The following is a 15180-nucleotide window of genomic DNA, read 5'->3' as shown; positions in this document are numbered from 1 at the left end:
TAGGGCCAAGGTCCCATGACTGTCGTCCGCGTCCACGGTCACCGCACGGTGGCGAATCCGCCCGTCCAGCCGATCTTCTGCGCGGCCGCCAGCGTCATCTGCAGGAAGCCCAGCGCCTCGAGCTCGTGGGCCCGGCGCAGGGAGCCGGCGTCCACCACGGTGATCGCGGGACCGAAGGCCTCGGTGAACCCGGCCTTCGCCGCGACGTCGTCGCCGGCGACGAGGACGGTCGTCGGGGCGTCGCCCACCTGTCCGGACGCCAGCGTGCCGGCGAAGTTGGTGTTGAAGGCCTTGACCACGGCAGACGACGGCAGCTGCGCGGCGATCTGCGCGGTCGCCGACGAGCCCGCGGGCACCACGAGCGAGTCGAACGTGGCGAAGTCGACGGGGTTGGTGATGTCGACGACGGTCCGTCCCGCCAGCTGGCTGCCGTAGGTGCCGATCAGCTCTGCCACGGCGGGGTACGGGACGGCCAGCACGACGATGTCGCCGGTGATCGGCTCGCCGACCGCGCCCGGGGTCGCCCCCACTGCCGCCGCGAGCGTCTCCGCCTTCTCCACGTGCCGGTCGAGCACCTGGACCTGCGCGCCGCCCTTGACCGCCAGCCCGGCGATCTGCGTCCCCATGTTGCCCGTGCCGATGACGGTGACCGTGCTCATCCTGACCTCCATGTGTTTGTCGGTACAACCAACATAGTCCAAATAGTTGACGTGTCAACTGATGTCGTAGACTGGGCGCATGACCACGGCGACTGAGGAGAACCCGCCGGCCCCGGCGACCGAGAAGCGGGCCTGCGACCCTGTCCGCACCGACGGCCAGGACGTGCCCTGGCTGAGCGCCGACCAGCTGCGCGCGTGGATCGGCCTGATCTCCGTCGCCGAGCTTCTGCCGGCTCGGCTCGACTCCCAGCTGCAGCGCGACGCCGACCTCACGCACTTCGACTACCAGGTGCTGGCGATGCTGTCCGAGGCACCGGAGCGGACGCTGCGGATGACCGGCCTGGCCCAGCGGACCAGCGCGACCCTCCCCCGGCTGTCGCACGTGGTGAAGCGGCTCGAGGTCCGTGGGCTGGTCGAACGCCTCCCGTGCCCCGGGGATGCACGCGCCACCAACGCGCACCTGACCGACCTCGGCTGGGACACGCTGGTCCGGACGGCGCCGGGGCACGTGCGCACCGCCCGCGAGCTGGTGATCGACGTCCTGAGGGACGAGCAGGTCGCCCAGCTCGAGGAGATCACGTCCGCCCTGCTCACGCGGCTCGACCCCGACGACCGGCTGCTGCGCCGCAACCGCTGAGCAGCAGCCGAGCGCACCCTCCCCACGAGACGGAGGTCGCTGGCAGGATCGCCGTCATGATCGTCGTCACCTCCAACGACCTCCCCGGCTACCGCGTGCTCGCCGTCCTCGGCGAGGTGATGGGCCTGACCGTCCGCTCCACCAACATCGGCGCGAGCTTCACCGCCGGCTTCCGCGCCATCGGCGGCGGTGAGATCCCCGAGTACACCAAGATCATGTACGAGAGCCGGCACGAGGTGATGCGTCGGATGGTGACCGAGGCGGAGCAGCGCGGCGCCAACGCGATCCTGGCGATGCGGTTCGACACCGACTCGATCGGGCAGTTCAGCGAGGTGTGCGCGTACGGCACCGCCGCCGTCGTCGAGCCGATCGCCGCCGGCGAGCCGGGCGCCACGCCGCAGTCGGCGCAGTTCGCGACCGGCACCCCGGGCACCGGGGCCTGACTTCGGCCTCGGGCCTGACCGTCGGCGCGGGTCGAAGCGCCGTCTACGCCTGCGTGGGTGCCTCGGGCGCGCCGCCGGCGGCCCGGCCCGCTGCGAAGCCCTCCGCGTAGGCCTCGGCGGTACCGAGCCGGAACATGTCGTCGGGGCCGGTCCGCTGCAGCGCCCGCGCGCCTGGGCCGTCCTCCGCGGTCACCCACCGCCCCAAACCCCGGACCACGGCGAGCGGCCGGCCGGACGCCTTGCCCTTGACCAGCTCCGCGGCAGCCGCCAGCTCGTCCGCCACCGCCGTGACCGTCATGGTCAGCGGTCGCCCGAAGCTGTCCGCCCGCCCCCGCAGGTCCTCGAGCGGTGTCAGGCCGGCGACACCGATCGCGATGTCCACCACACCGTCGCGCCACGGCCTGCCGGCGGTGTCGCTCACGATCACGCCGACCGTCACCCCGAACCGCGCGGCGACACCGTCCCGAAGGGCCCGTGCGGAGGCATCGGGGTCGAGCGGCAGCAGCAGCACGGTGCCTGCGGGGGTGTTCGAGGCGTCCACCCCGGCGGCGGCCATCACCAGCCCCAGCCGGTTCTCCACGATCCGTGTCACACCGGCGGAGTGCTCCCGCGTCGCGACCACCCGCACGGTCTCGTCCGTGATCGCCTGCTCGCGGTCCTCGGCAGCGACCACCCGTCCCTCGGCCTTGGACACCACCTTGCTGGTCAGCACCAGCACGTCGCCGTCGGCGGGACGGTGGTCCGGGTCGTCGTCGGCCGCGAGCGCGTCGAGCAGGAGAGCGACCAGGTCGTCGCCGGTGCGCACCTCGCCGACGCCGCCCGGTGCCCAGACCCGCAGCTCGGACGGTTCGCGGTCGGCACCCGTCATCGGCTCAGCGCCGGCAGCACGTCCCGCCCGAACACCTCGAGCCACTCCCGCTGGTTGCGCCCGACGTTGTGCAGGTAGATCCGGTCGAACCCGAGGTCGACGTACCGCTGGATCTCCGCCCGGTGCACGTCCGGGTCCGCCGAGACCACCATGCGGCCGGCGAAGTCCTCGGGCCGGACCATCCGCGCCATCTGCTCGAAGTCGAACGGCGAGCGGATGTCCCCCTTGGGGAACTTCATGCCGCCGTTGGGCCACTCGTGCATCGCGTTGGCCATCGCATCCTCGTCCGTCGCCGCCCACGACAGGTGCAGCTGCAGCACCTTGGGCATCGCGTCCGGGTCCTTGCCGGCCTCCCGGGCACCCTCGGCGAACCGGGTGAACAGCCCGCCGATCTTCTCCAGGGGCGCACCGACGGTGATCAGGCCGTCCGCGTGCCGGCCCGCGCGCTTGGCCGTGACCGGGCCCGCGGTGGCGACCAGGATCTCCGGAGGCACCTCCGGCATGGTCCACAGGCGCGTCGACTCGAGCTTGTAGAACGTCCCGGCGTGCTTGGTGTCCTTCCCCGCGATCGAGGAGGTGAACAGCTTGCGGATGATCTCGATCGCCTCGAACATCCGGTTGATCCGCTCGGGCGCTTCGGGCCAGTACCCGGCGATCACGTGCTCGTTCAGCGCCTCACCCGATCCCAGCCCGAGCCAGTGCCGGCCGGGGTACATGGCAGCGAGCGTCGCCGATGCCTGGGCGACCATCGCGGGGTGCCAGCGGAAGGTCGGCGCCGTCACACCGGGGCCGAAGTCACCGGTCGTCCGCTCACCGACGGCCGTCAGCACGTTCCAGACGAAGGCCGACTGCCCCTGGGCGGGGACCCATGGCTGGAAGTGGTCCGCCGCCATCACCCCGGAGAACCCGTGCTGCTCGGCGACGGCCGACAGCTCGACCGCCTCGGTCGGGTGGAACTGCTCGAGGCTCGCCGCGTAGCCGACCGTCAGCCCGTTCGCCGTCACTGCCACATCGTCTCCGTCCGCCCGGCGCGGGGCCCAGGTCGTCCCGCGCGCACGACGACGAGCCTAGGACGCCTGCTCAGACGGCCAGCGGCTGCGGCTCGCGCAGGTCGGCGTCCGGCAGCGACGCGTCCACCACGGGCAGCACCAGGACGTCCGCAGACGCCGGCTCGACCAGCAGGGCCGCCGACTCGTCCGTCGCACCACGGCGGACCAGCGCCACGCCGCCCACCACCAGCACCGCACCGACCAGCTGCACGCCGGCCGGGGCCTCGCCGAGCAGCGCCCACGCGAGCACCACGGCGAACAGCACCTCGGCGAGGGCGAGGAACGACGCGGTCCGCTCCCCGAGGATGCGCACCGAGACCGTGCTGACGCCGTAAGCGAACGCCGTGGGGAGCGCTCCGAGCACCAGGGCGAGCACCAGCCACGACGTGCTGGTGCCGGCGACGTGCACCGGGACCGCGGGAGTGCGGAGCGGGAGCACGCCGACCACCAGCAGCAGCCCGATCACCAGGGCGCCGACCACCAGCCCCGAGCCGGCCACCGCCACGGGCGGCAGCGGCGACGGGCGTGCCGTCATCGCGAAGTACGCGGCGTTCCCCACCGCAGCGGCGAACGCGAACAGCAGGCCTACCGGGTCGAGGTGGATGCTGCCGGTCAGGTCGAGCACCAGCACCAGCCCGCCCATCGCCAGCGCGGCGCCGACCAGCGTGAGCCGAGAGGGCGTGCGGCGGGTCCGGGCCCAGGCCCACCCGAGCAGCAGCAGCGGCGCCGTGTACTCGACGAGCAGGGCGACGGCGATCGGCAGCCGGTCCACGGCGAGGTAGTACAGGCTCGTCGACCCGGCGACGCCGACGAGGCCGAACAGGAGCAGGGTCCGACGCTCCGTCACCAGCAGGCCGTACCGGCCGCGCAGCGCCCACAGCGCGGGGCCGAGCAGGAGCAGCGCGCCGAACGAGAGGCGGAACAGGATCGCGCCGCCCGGGGTCCAGCCCGCCTCGAGCAACGGCTTGGCCACCGGCCCCGAGGTCGCGAACGCAGCGGCCGCGACGAGCCCGGCCACCACGCCACCGCCGCGGGATCCCGCTGTGCGCACGACTACCCCCTCCAACGCCCCGATGTCAGGGGTGAACGCGACTTATGCTCGTGACAGTACCCAGAGACGCCGACAGGAGTCAAAATGACGTTCGCCCCTGACACCGAGGTGTCGCTCACCGCGGCCGCCTGGCTCGTCAACACGGGCCTGCGCCGCGACGGCGTGGACACCCTCACGTCGGTGGCGGACCTCGACCGCTTCTACGCCGACTTCGGCTACGCAGGCCGGCACGACAGGGACGACGACGAGGTCGCGGCGGTGCGTGCCGTGCGCGAACGCCTGCACCGGCTCTGGCACGTGGACCGCGACGAGGCCGCCGGGGTGGTGAACGAGATGCTGCGCGAGGCCGGCGCGCTGCCGTACCTGGTGCGCCACGACGGCTGGGACTGGCACCTGCACGCCACGGACATGGACGCGCCGCTCCCCATCCGGATCATGGTCGAGGCCGCCATGGCCGTGGTGGACGTGATCCGGTCCGACGAGTACGCGCGCATGGCGCTCTGCGAGGCGCCCGACTGCAGCGCCGTGCTCGTCGACCTGTCCCGCAACCGGTCCCGGCGGTTCTGCGACGTGAACAACTGCGCGAACCGCGCCCACGTCGCCGCCTACCGCGCCCGCCGAGCGGCCGCCGACCCGGCCGACGGCTGACGCCGCACCGGCGCTCGGCGAACCTTGGTGAACGGACGGCGACGCACAGGTGCTCGGCCGGTGAAGATCCCGGGGGCCTACGAGAGGACGAGTCCGAACGGACCCGCGCGGGCACGTGGCGGCCCTAGCATCCCGGCGTGACCAGGCCGGACAGTCTCTTCGTCGTCGTCACCCTCGCCGTGCTGGTCGCGGCGGCGATGGCGGCCGCCGTCCTGCTGTGGAACCGGGTGCGGGGGACACGGCCGCTGCGCACGCTGCAGCGGGTCGGCCTCCTGCTGCTGTGCCAGCTGCTCGCGGTGGCGACGGCGGCCACCGCGATCAACCACGTCAACCAGTTCTTCACGTCGTGGAGCGACCTGCGGGGTGCCCTCGGCCCCGCTGACGCCGTCGGGGCCGCGCAGTCGCCGGTCGAGCACGGCACACCGGAACCCACCGCCACACCCTCGGGGACCGCGGCGGCGCTCCCGGAGGGGTTCACCCGGTCCGCCGACGGGTTCGTCCGCGGGCACCTGACCGGCACGGCGTCCGGTGTCGAGGGAGATGTGGTCGTCGCGCTCCCCCCGGGCTGGGACCCCTCTCGTCACCCGCGGTACCGGGTGATCCTCGGCCTCGCCGGATACCCGGGCAACCCGGTCGACGCGATCATCGGCCTGCACCTGGCGTCCGAGGTGGCGGCCCGCATGCAGGCCGGCACGCTCCCGCCGACCATCGTCGTGGCGGCGACCACCAACGTCGGCGGCAAGAACTGGGACTGCGCCGACGTCGCCGGCGGCCCTCAGGTGGCCACCTGGCTCACGCGGGACGTCCGCGAGCTGATGGTGCGGGAGTTCGACGCCGATCCGGCCGCACGATGGACGGCCGTCGGCCTGTCGAGCGGCGGCTACTGCGCCGCACGCCTCCTGCTGACGGAGCCCACCCGGTTCGGCACGGCCATCAGCATGTCCGGCAGCGACGCACCGGACGCCCCGGCACTGTCCGCGAGGCCGGCGGACCGGACCGCCGCCGACCTGCGCACCCTGGCCGCCCACGGCACGAACCCGCCGGTGGACCTCCTGCTGACGGCCACCGCGCAGGACGGAACCACGGTGAAGGACGCGCAGGCGCTCAAGGCGGCCGCCGGGACCGGCGTCTCCGTCGACGTGCAGGTGCTCAACAAGGGCGGCCACAACTGGTCCGTCTGGGGCGAGATGGCCGCACCCGCCTTCGACTGGCTCACCGCCCACCAGCCGCACTGAGGACCGCCCGCCGTGCGCAGCACCACCTGCGCTTCTGGGAGAATGTCGGCCATGGCCGAGCTGAACCCCCTGTCGCCCCGTGTCCCGGCAACCCGTGCCGTGCGCGAGGTACCGGACCGGGTATCGCTCGACGGGGTCGAGGAGCGCTGGGACGCCTCCTGGTCGCAGCAGGACCTGTACGCGTTCGACCGCACGGCGGCGCGCGAGCAGGTGTACTCGATCGACACCCCGCCTCCCACCGTCTCCGGCTCGCTGCACGTGGGCCACGTGTTCTCCTACACGCACACCGACGTGGTGGCGCGCTACCGCCGGATGCGCGGCGCCGAGGTGTTCTACCCGATGGGCTGGGACGACAACGGCCTGCCGACCGAGCGCCGCGTGCAGAACTACTACGGCGTCCGCTGCGACCCGTCCCTGCCCTACGTCGAGGGGTTCGTCCCGCCGCACCAGGGGACCGACGGGAAGTCGGTCAAGCCCGCCGACCAGGTGCCGGTGTCCCGGCGCAACTTCATCGAGCTGTGCGTGCGCCTGTCGGCGGAGGACGAGCAGCAGTTCGAGACTCTGTGGCGACGCCTGGGCCTCTCCGTCGACTGGTCGCGGACGTACCAGACGATCGGCGAGCGGGCCCGCGCGGTCGCGCAGGCGGCGTTCCTGCGCAACCTCGCCCGCGGCGAGGCGTACCAGGCCGAGGCCCCCGGCCTGTGGGACGTGACGTTCCAGACGGCGGTGGCGCAGGCCGAGCTCGAGGCCCGCGACTACCCGGGCGCCTACCACCGCGTCGCCTTCCACCGCACCGACGGCGGCGGCGACGTGCACATCGAGACGACGCGCCCGGAGCTGCTGCCGGCGTGCGTGGCGCTGATCGCCCACCCGGACGACGAGCGCTACCAGCACCTGTTCGGCGGCACCGTGACCAGCCCGCTGTTCGGCGTGGAGCTGCCGGTGCTGGCGCACCCCGCCGCCGAGCCGGACAAGGGCGCCGGCATCGCCATGTGCTGCACCTTCGGCGACCTGACCGACGTGCAGTGGTGGCGCGAGCTGCGCCTGCCGACCCGGTCCGTGGTCGGTCGCGACGGTCGCCTGCAGCGTGAGACGCCTGACTGGATCACCTCCGACGGCGGCCGCGCGCTGTACGCGGAGCTGGCGGGGAAGACGACGTTCTCGGCTCGCGAGACGGTCGTCGCGAGCCTGCGCGACTCGGGCGAGCTGGACGGCGAGCCGGTGGCGACCCAGCGCAAGGCGAACTTCTACGAGAAGGGCGACAAGCCCCTCGAGATCGTCACCAGCCGGCAGTGGTACATCCGCAACGGTGGCCGGGACGAGGACCTGCGCGCCGCGCTGCTCACCCGCGGTGCGGAGCTCGGCTTCCACCCCGAGTTCATGCGGGTGCGCTACGAGAACTGGGTCAACGGGCTCAACGGCGACTGGCTGGTGTCCCGCCAGCGCTTCTTCGGCGTGCCCTTCCCGGTGTGGTACCGGCTCGACGAGGACGGCAACCCCGACCACGGCAACCCGCTGGTGCCGGCCGAGAGCGCCCTGCCCATCGACCCCTCCTCCGACTGCCCCGAGGGCTTCACCGAGGACCAGCGCGGCGTGCCGGGCGGGTTCGCCGCGGACCCGGACGTGATGGACACCTGGGCGACCAGCTCGCTCAGCCCGCTGATCGTCGGCGGCTGGCTGTCCGACGACGACCTGTTCTCCCGCGTGTACCCGATGGACCTGCGGCCCCAGGGTCAGGACATCATCCGCACCTGGCTGTTCTCCACGGTGGTGCGCTCGCACCTGGAGTTCGGCGCGCTGCCGTGGTCGGACGCCGCGATCAGCGGCTGGATCCTCGACCCCGACCGCAAGAAGATGAGCAAGTCCAAGGGCAACGTCGTCACGCCCATGGGCCTGCTCGAGGAGCACGGCTCCGACGCGGTGCGGTACTGGGCGGCCTCGGCCAAGCTCGGCACGGACGCGGCCTTCGAGGTCGGCCAGATGAAGATCGGCCGCCGCCTGGCGATCAAGGTGCTCAACGCCAGCAAGTTCGCGCTCTCGTTCGGTGCGGCCGACGAGCCCGTCTCGCTCGACCCCGCTCACGTGACGCAGCCGATCGACCGGGCGATGCTCGCGGGCCTGGCCGACGTGGTCGAGACCGCCACGGCCGCGCTCGAGGCCTACGACCACACCCGCGCCCTCGAGGTGACCGAGACCTTCTTCTGGACGTTCTGCGACGACTACCTCGAGCTGGTCAAGGACCGCGCGTACGCCGCGGAGGACGACCCGGAGGGTGCCGCCTCGGCGCGTGCCGCGCTGGGCATCGCACTGGACACGCTGCTGCGCCTGTTCGCCCCGGTGCTGCCGTTCGCCACCGAGGAGGTCTGGTCCTGGTGGCGCGAGGGTTCGGTGCACCGCGCCGCGTGGCCGACGGCCGAGCCGCTGCGCGTCGCGGCGGGTGACGCGGACGCCGGCGTCGTCACCGCTGCCGGTGCGGCCCTCGCGGCCCTCCGCAAGGTGAAGTCCGAGGCCAAGGTGTCGATGCGCACGCCCATCACGGCGGTGACGCTCGCGGTCCCGGCCGCGGCGCGCACCTCGGTGGAGCTCGCGCTGACCGACCTGCGCGCCGCCGGCCGGGTGACCGGGACGCTCCACCTGGTCAGCGGAGAGGACGGCTCGTCGGTGGCGCGGGACGCGGAGCTGGGCGTCGCCGAGCAGCGCGCCTGACCCTCGACGGACCGACCCGGCGTCGACACCGCGCCCCGGCGCCGCCGCGACCCTCGTGGCGGGCTGGCGCGCGCTTGCCAGCCACTAGGGTCGGTCCGACATCACCGCACCTGGAGCACCCATGGTCGAGTTCACCTCCCCCACCCTCGTCGAGGACGATCCCGCGCTGTCCATCCCCGGCATGCTCGCCGCTCGGCTCGCGCGGGACCCCGACGGCGTCTTCGCCGAGCGCTCCGGCGGTCCGGACGGCAGCTGGACCAAGGTGACGGTCCGGGAGTTCGTCGACCAGGTGAACGCCGTCGCCAAGGGACTGGTCGCCTCGGGCATCCAGGCCGGCGACCGCGTCGCGATCATGTCCCGCACCCGCTACGAGTGGACCGTCGTGGACTTCGCGTGCTGGGCGGCCGGTGCCGTCGGCGTGCCGGTCTACGAGACGTCGTCCCCGGAGCAGGTGCGCTGGATCGTGTCCGACTCCGGCGCCCGACTCGCCATCGTCGAGACGCCCGACCACGCCGCCGCCGTCGCCGAGGTGCGCGACGACCTGCCGGGCCTGATCGAGGTGCTGGTGCTCGACGACGACGCGATCGGAACGCTGGTCGCGCGTGGCACCCAGGTGACCGACGAGGAGATCGCCGCCCGCAGCACCCTGGCGAACGGCGCCTCCCTCGCCACGATCATCTACACGTCCGGCACCACCGGCCGCCCCAAGGGGGTCGAGCTCACCCACGGGAACTTCGTCTCGATCACCCGCGAGGGCGTCGCCGGCCTCGGCGAGGTCTGCGCCAAGCCGTACTCGCGCACGCTGCTGTTCCTGCCGCTCGCCCACGTGTTCGCCCGCTTCATCGAGGTGCTCTGCGTGCCGTCCGGCGCGGTGATGGGCCACACGCCCAACGCGCGCAACCTGATCGCGGACCTCGCAGCGTTCCAACCGACGTTCGTGCTCGCCGTCCCGCGCGTGTTCGAGAAGGTCTACAACTCCGCGGAGCAGAAGGCCGGCGACGGTCTGCCGCTGCGCATCTTCCGGTGGGCCGCCAAGGTCGCCATCACGTACTCACGGGCGCTCGACACCCCGTCGGGCCCCAACCCGGTGCTGACGCTGCAGCACCGGTTGGCCGACCGGTTGGTGCACCGCAAGCTGCGCGGCGCGCTCGGCGGTCGGGCGGAGTTCGCGGTGTCCGGAGGCGCGCCCCTCGGCGAGCGCCTCGGCCACTTCTACCGCGGGATCGGCGTGCGCGTCCTGGAGGGCTACGGCCTGACGGAGACGACCGCCCCGACGGCGGTGAACCGCCCGGGCCTGACCAAGGTGGGGACCGTGGGACCGGCCTTCCCCGGCACCAGCGTGCGGGTGGACGACGACGGCGCCATCTGGGTCGCCGGGCCGCACGTGTTCCGTGGCTACCGGCACCTGCCCGAGCAGACCGCCGAGGTGCTGGTGGACGGCTGGTTCAAGACGGGCGACCTCGGCTCGCTCGACGAGGACGGCTACCTGCGGATCACCGGCCGATCGAAGGAGATCATCGTCACCGCCGGGGGCAAGAACGTCGCGCCCGCCCTCCTCGAGGACCGGCTGCGCGGCCACCCGCTGGTCAGCCAGGTCGTCGTCGTCGGAGACCAGCGACCGTTCATCGGCGCCCTGGTGACGCTCGACGCCGAGATGCTGCCGGGCTGGCTGGCGATGCACGGCCTGCCGCCGATGGACGTCGAGACGGCCGCGGTGCACCCGGCCGTCCTGGAGGCGCTGGACCGCGCCGTCGCCCGCACCAACGAGGCGGTGTCCCGCGCCGAGTCCATCCGCAAGATCCACGTGCTGACCACCGACTTCACCGAGGCGAACGGGTACCTGACCCCGTCGCTGAAGGTGAAGCGCGCCCAGGTGCTCAAGGACTTCGCGGCGCAGATCGACGAGCTGTACGAGGACACCCGCCAGCACGACTGACGCGCCGAGCCGGCGCGGCCGCCGGAACGCCCGTGGGGTACCGGCGGCCTCGCCGTGGACGGTTCGACCCGGTGGGCCTCAGACGAGCGTGCGCAGCCGGGCCGTATCGGCCGACTGGGACAGCAGCCCACCGCTGGGCGTCGAGCCGTCCGACCAGCGCAGCAGCGCGCCGACACCGTCCACCAGCTCGGCCTCACCGTCGCCCGCGAACGTCACCCCCGCGTCCTGGCCCAGGGCCGCCCGCAGCAGCGCCACGTCGCAGGGCATGGACCGTGCCTCGCCGGACGTCACGCCGATCGCCGCCAGGTCTCCGGCGCTCGTCGCGAGCTGGAGCGGGTCGGGACCCACCCACAGCGTCCGCTGCGTGAGCGCCGCCGAACCGTCGCCCAGCACCAGCTCGGCCACCTGGCCGCGGCGCAGCACCTCCACCACGGAGTCCAGGGCCGTCACCGCGGCGTTCCCCTGGCCCAGCGCCTGCCGGAACCGGTCGAGGGTCGCCGCACGGCGTCGGGCGCGGTAGGCGTCCACCGCCTCGACCTTCTTGGCGTGGAAGGCCTCCTCGTGCACACCCTCGCCGCGGCCGCCACCCGGCACCTCGACCAGGAGGTCCCGCACCGGCTGCCCGACGGCGTCACGAACCAGCGCGACCGCCCGCACGTCACCGGTGAGCACGACGAGGTCCGGCGGGTCCTCGGCGACGCGGTGGTCGAGCGCCGAGGCGACCGCCTCCGCGTTGCGCTGCCACGAGTCCTCGGCACGGGTCTGGGACCGCCGGTCCAGGCCACCGCCGCGCGTCTTGTGCACCTCGTCGTGACCGCCCTGCACCACCTCGGTGGTCGGCTTGGCGTCACGCTCCCCCGCCTGCACCCGCTGCAGGTCGGCGCCGTTGCGGTCCACCGCGACGACGAGCAGGTCCACCGTCTCGTCGGCGGCGTGGATGGCCTGCAGCAGCGCCGGAGCCGGCCCGAACATGCCTTGGGACTGGGCAGGCGGCGTGGACAGCAACCGGTCCACCACGAGCCCGTAGGCGTCCGCCACCAGCACCCGGCCGTGCGGGGTGCGCCGACCGTCGGGCACCTGGAGGCGTTCACCGATCTGGTCCAGCACCGCGGCCGGCGCCCCGTCCCGCTCGAGCGCGCGGCGCACCGCCTTCCACCGGTCCGCCGCCTCCGCCTCAGCGGACAGCTGGGACGGGGTCGCATCCAGGTACACGGTGGTGAAGGGAGCGGGACGCCCGAGCAGGGGCTTGAGCCAGTGCAGATCCATCGAGAGGACTCCTCGGTGCTCGACGGTCCCCGGCGACCTCGGCGGGGCCGGTGGCCCCGGGGCTGACGCTCCTACCTTCCGCCACCCGTGCGGCCGAGCGCCACCCCTGCAGCGCGCCGACGCGACGCGCTCAGCGCTGACGGGCGGAGGCGATCGCCTCGTGGTGGCGGATGACCTCCTCGACGATGAACGCGAGGAACTTCTCCGCGAACACCGGGTCCAGGTCCGCCTCGCGAGCCAGCTCGCGCAGCCTGGCGACCTGGACGGCCTCACGGCCGGGGTCGGACGCCGGCAGCCCGAGCTCGGCCTTCAGCACGCCGACGCGCTGGGTCGCCTTGAAACGCTCCGCCAGGATGTGGATCAGCGCCGCGTCGATGTTGTCGATGCTGTGCCGGAGCCGGGCGAGCTCGGCCGGCACCACGGAGCCGGCCGGGCGGCTGTCGCTCACGCGCTCTTCTCGCGCGGTGGGCGCTTGTCGCGGGGAGCCTCGCGCGGAACGAGCGTGGGGTACACGTTCGCCAGGACGACGTCACGGCTGATCACCACGCGTGCCACGTCGTCACGGCTCGGGACCTCGAACATCACCTGCTGCAGCACCTCTTCCATGATCGCGCGCAGCCCGCGAGCCCCGGTGCCCCGCAGGAGCGCCTGGTCGGCGATCGCCGCCACGGCGTCGTCGTCGAACTCGAGCTCGACGCCGTCGATCTGGAACATGCGCTGGTACTGCTTGACCAGGGCGTTGCGCGGTTCGGTGAGGATCCGCACGAGGGCCTCGCGGTCGAGGGGCGACACCGTGGTGATCACCGGCACGCGGCCGATGAACTCGGGGATCAGGCCGAACTTGAGCAGGTCCTCCGGCATGACCTCGCCGTACACGTCGATGTCGTCGGCGGTGTGCAGCGGAGCACCGAAGCCGATGCCCCGACGGCCGGCGCGTGACGTGATGATCTCGTCCAGACCGGCGAAGGCACCCGCCACGATGAACAGCACGTTGGTGGTGTCGATCTGGATGAACTCCTGGTGCGGGTGCTTGCGACCACCCTGCGGCGGCACCGACGCCGTGGTGCCCTCGAGGATCTTCAGCAGCGCCTGCTGCACGCCCTCGCCGGACACGTCGCGCGTGATCGACGGGTTCTCGCTCTTGCGGGCGATCTTGTCGACCTCGTCGATGTAGATGATGCCGGTCTCGGCCTTCTTGACGTCGTAGTCGGCGGCCTGGATCAGCTTGAGGAGGATGTTCTCCACGTCCTCGCCGACGTACCCGGCCTCGGTGAGCGCCGTGGCGTCCGCGATGGCGAACGGCACGTTGAGCATCTTGGCGAGCGTCTGCGCCAGGTACGTCTTGCCGCAGCCGGTGGGGCCGATCAGCAGGATGTTCGACTTGGCGATCTCGACGTGGTCCTCGGCCAGGCCGACGCGGCCGGTCTCGCCGGCCTGGATGCGCTTGTAGTGGTTGTAGACGGCAACGGCCAGCGACCGCTTCGCGGCGTCCTGGCCTATCACGTACTGCTCGAGGAACTCGAAGATCTCCTTCGGCTTGGGCAGCTCGACCATGCCCGCCTCGGTGCTCTCCGCCAGCTCCTCCTCGATGATCTCGTTGCAGAGGTCGATGCACTCGTCGCAGATGTAGACGCCCGGTCCGGCGATCAGCTTCTTGACCTGCTTCTGCGACTTTCCGCAGAAGGAGCACTTGAGGAGGTCGGCCCCGTCCCCGATCCGAGCCACAGAATCCCCTTCCTCCAGTGCACCTGCGGTGCGTCCCGTGCATCGTCCCGCAGCACGGCTCCGGCGGCGGTGCGCGTCTTCCCATTGGACACCACGGCAGGCGCCGTGTCAGCCGTACCCCCCGGAACGCCCGGCGTGTCCTGTCCGGCCGGTCGGCCGGCCGCGGGAGGCACCTAGGACGCAGGTCCTGCGGTGGTGCTCCGCGCCGGCCGACCGGCCGCTGCGTCGCTCAGGACGGCTGGACCGTCGTGGGCACCACGCCCTTGCGGCTGGCGAGCACCTGGTCCACCAGCCCGTACTCCGCCGCCTGCTGAGCGGTCAGGATCTTGTCGCGCTCGATGTCCTGGCGCACCTGCTCCAGCGGCTGGCCGGTGTGGTGCGCGAGCGCCTGCTCCAGCCACTCCCGGATGCGGATCAGCTCGTTCGCCTGGATCTCGATGTCCGAGGCCTGGGCGTAGCCGCCGCCCTCGATCGCCGGCTGGTGGATCAGCACGCGGGCGTTCGGCAGCGCGAGCCGCTTGCCGGGCGAGCCCGCCGCGAGCAGCACGGCCGCGGCGGAGGCGGCCTGCCCGAGGCACACCGTCTGGATCTGCGGCTTGATGTACTGCATCGTGTCGTAGATCGCGGTCAGCGCGGTGAACGAGCCGCCGGGCGAGTTGATGTAGATGGTGATCAGGCCGTCCGGGTCGGTGCTCTCCAGGACGAGCAGCTGGGCCATCACGTCGTCCGCGGACGCGTCGTCCACCTGGACGCCCAGGAAGATGATCCGGTCCTCGAACAGCTTGGTGTAGGGGTCCTGCCGCTTGAACCCGTACGCGGTGCGCTCCTCGAACTGGGGCAGCACGTACCGGCCGGACGGCGAGGCGGGTGCGAGGCCACCGGGGCCGGCCAGGCGGCCGGCGGCGGCGACGAACTGGGACTCGATGCTCATCAAGGTCTCCTCTTCAGGTCGTCGGA

General features: G+C 72.6%; 14 protein-coding genes. 6 read left to right on the top strand and 8 right to left on the bottom strand.

Annotation, left to right across the window (positions count from 1 at the left end; all coding sequences use genetic code 11):
* Positions 1-38: 38 nt before the first annotated feature.
* Positions 39-659 carry an NADPH-dependent F420 reductase gene (locus tag N0B34_RS05000; protein ID WP_263730205.1) on the bottom strand — a complete coding sequence of 207 codons (621 nt, stop codon included), beginning with the start codon at positions 657-659 and terminating at the stop codon, positions 39-41.
* Positions 660-738: 79 nt separating this feature from the next.
* Between N0B34_RS05000 and N0B34_RS04995 the strand changes: the two genes are divergently transcribed.
* Both N0B34_RS04995 and N0B34_RS04990 read left to right on the top strand, forming a co-directional pair.
* Positions 739-1296, top strand: coding sequence for a MarR family winged helix-turn-helix transcriptional regulator (locus N0B34_RS04995; protein WP_263730204.1), 558 nt, complete (start codon positions 739-741; stop codon positions 1294-1296).
* Between the two features lie 56 nt (positions 1297-1352).
* A complete protein-coding gene (locus tag N0B34_RS04990) occupies positions 1353-1739 on the top strand; it encodes a YbjQ family protein (RefSeq protein WP_263730203.1) in 387 nt (128 codons plus the stop codon).
* A gap of 43 nt (positions 1740-1782) precedes the next feature.
* Here N0B34_RS04990 and cofE read toward each other — a convergent pair whose 3' ends face one another.
* From cofE to N0B34_RS04975, 3 genes are all read right to left on the bottom strand, one after another.
* On the bottom strand, positions 1783-2607 hold the full coding sequence (cofE, locus tag N0B34_RS04985; protein WP_263730202.1) for a coenzyme F420-0:L-glutamate ligase: 825 nt from the start codon (positions 2605-2607) through the stop codon (positions 1783-1785).
* Entirely contained in the window at positions 2604-3617 is a 1014-nt protein-coding gene (locus tag N0B34_RS04980) for a TIGR03557 family F420-dependent LLM class oxidoreductase (RefSeq protein WP_263730201.1), read from the bottom strand. The genes cofE and N0B34_RS04980 overlap by 4 nt, the downstream gene beginning before the upstream one ends.
* Before the next feature lie 70 nt (positions 3618-3687).
* On the bottom strand, positions 3688-4707 hold the full coding sequence (locus N0B34_RS04975; RefSeq protein WP_263730200.1) for an EamA family transporter: 1020 nt from the start codon (positions 4705-4707) through the stop codon (positions 3688-3690).
* A gap of 84 nt (positions 4708-4791) precedes the next feature.
* Here N0B34_RS04975 and N0B34_RS04970 point away from each other — a divergent pair, with 84 nt between their 5' ends.
* The 4 genes from N0B34_RS04970 to N0B34_RS04955 all read left to right on the top strand — a co-directional run bounded on the left by N0B34_RS04970 (position 4792) and on the right by N0B34_RS04955 (position 11232).
* Positions 4792-5355: a CGNR zinc finger domain-containing protein gene (locus N0B34_RS04970; protein WP_263730199.1), complete on the top strand. Its 564-nt coding sequence runs from the start codon at positions 4792-4794 to the stop codon at positions 5353-5355.
* Between the two features lie 137 nt (positions 5356-5492).
* Complete coding sequence (locus N0B34_RS04965) at positions 5493-6590, top strand: alpha/beta hydrolase (RefSeq protein WP_263730198.1); 1098 nt, start codon at positions 5493-5495, stop codon at positions 6588-6590.
* Between the two features lie 51 nt (positions 6591-6641).
* Positions 6642-9296, top strand: a complete 2655-nt coding sequence (gene valS / locus N0B34_RS04960; RefSeq protein WP_263730196.1) for a valine--tRNA ligase — start codon at positions 6642-6644, stop codon at positions 9294-9296.
* A gap of 121 nt (positions 9297-9417) precedes the next feature.
* Complete coding sequence (locus tag N0B34_RS04955) at positions 9418-11232, top strand: AMP-dependent synthetase/ligase (RefSeq protein WP_263730195.1); 1815 nt, start codon at positions 9418-9420, stop codon at positions 11230-11232.
* Between the two features lie 78 nt (positions 11233-11310).
* Here the strand turns inward: N0B34_RS04955 and N0B34_RS04950 are convergent, their stop codons facing one another.
* The 4 genes from N0B34_RS04950 to N0B34_RS04935 form a co-directional block, all read right to left on the bottom strand.
* Entirely contained in the window at positions 11311-12498 is a 1188-nt protein-coding gene (locus N0B34_RS04950) for a hypothetical protein (protein ID WP_263730194.1), read from the bottom strand.
* Between the two features lie 130 nt (positions 12499-12628).
* Positions 12629-12946: a chorismate mutase gene (locus N0B34_RS04945; RefSeq protein ID WP_263730193.1), complete on the bottom strand. Its 318-nt coding sequence runs from the start codon at positions 12944-12946 to the stop codon at positions 12629-12631.
* Positions 12943-14223: an ATP-dependent Clp protease ATP-binding subunit ClpX gene (gene clpX, locus N0B34_RS04940; RefSeq protein WP_263730192.1), complete on the bottom strand. Its 1281-nt coding sequence runs from the start codon at positions 14221-14223 to the stop codon at positions 12943-12945. The genes N0B34_RS04945 and clpX overlap by 4 nt, the downstream gene beginning before the upstream one ends.
* 229 nt (positions 14224-14452) lie before the next feature.
* Complete coding sequence (locus tag N0B34_RS04935) at positions 14453-15154, bottom strand: ATP-dependent Clp protease proteolytic subunit (protein ID WP_263730191.1); 702 nt, start codon at positions 15152-15154, stop codon at positions 14453-14455.
* Positions 15155-15180: the final 26 nt, after the last annotated feature.

Source organism: Cellulomonas sp. SG140, from assembly GCF_025770785.1.
Taxonomy (GTDB): Bacteria; Actinomycetota; Actinomycetes; order Actinomycetales; family Cellulomonadaceae; genus Cellulomonas.
Note: the sequence above shows the minus strand (reverse complement) of the source record. Positions and strands in the feature narration are given on the sequence as shown.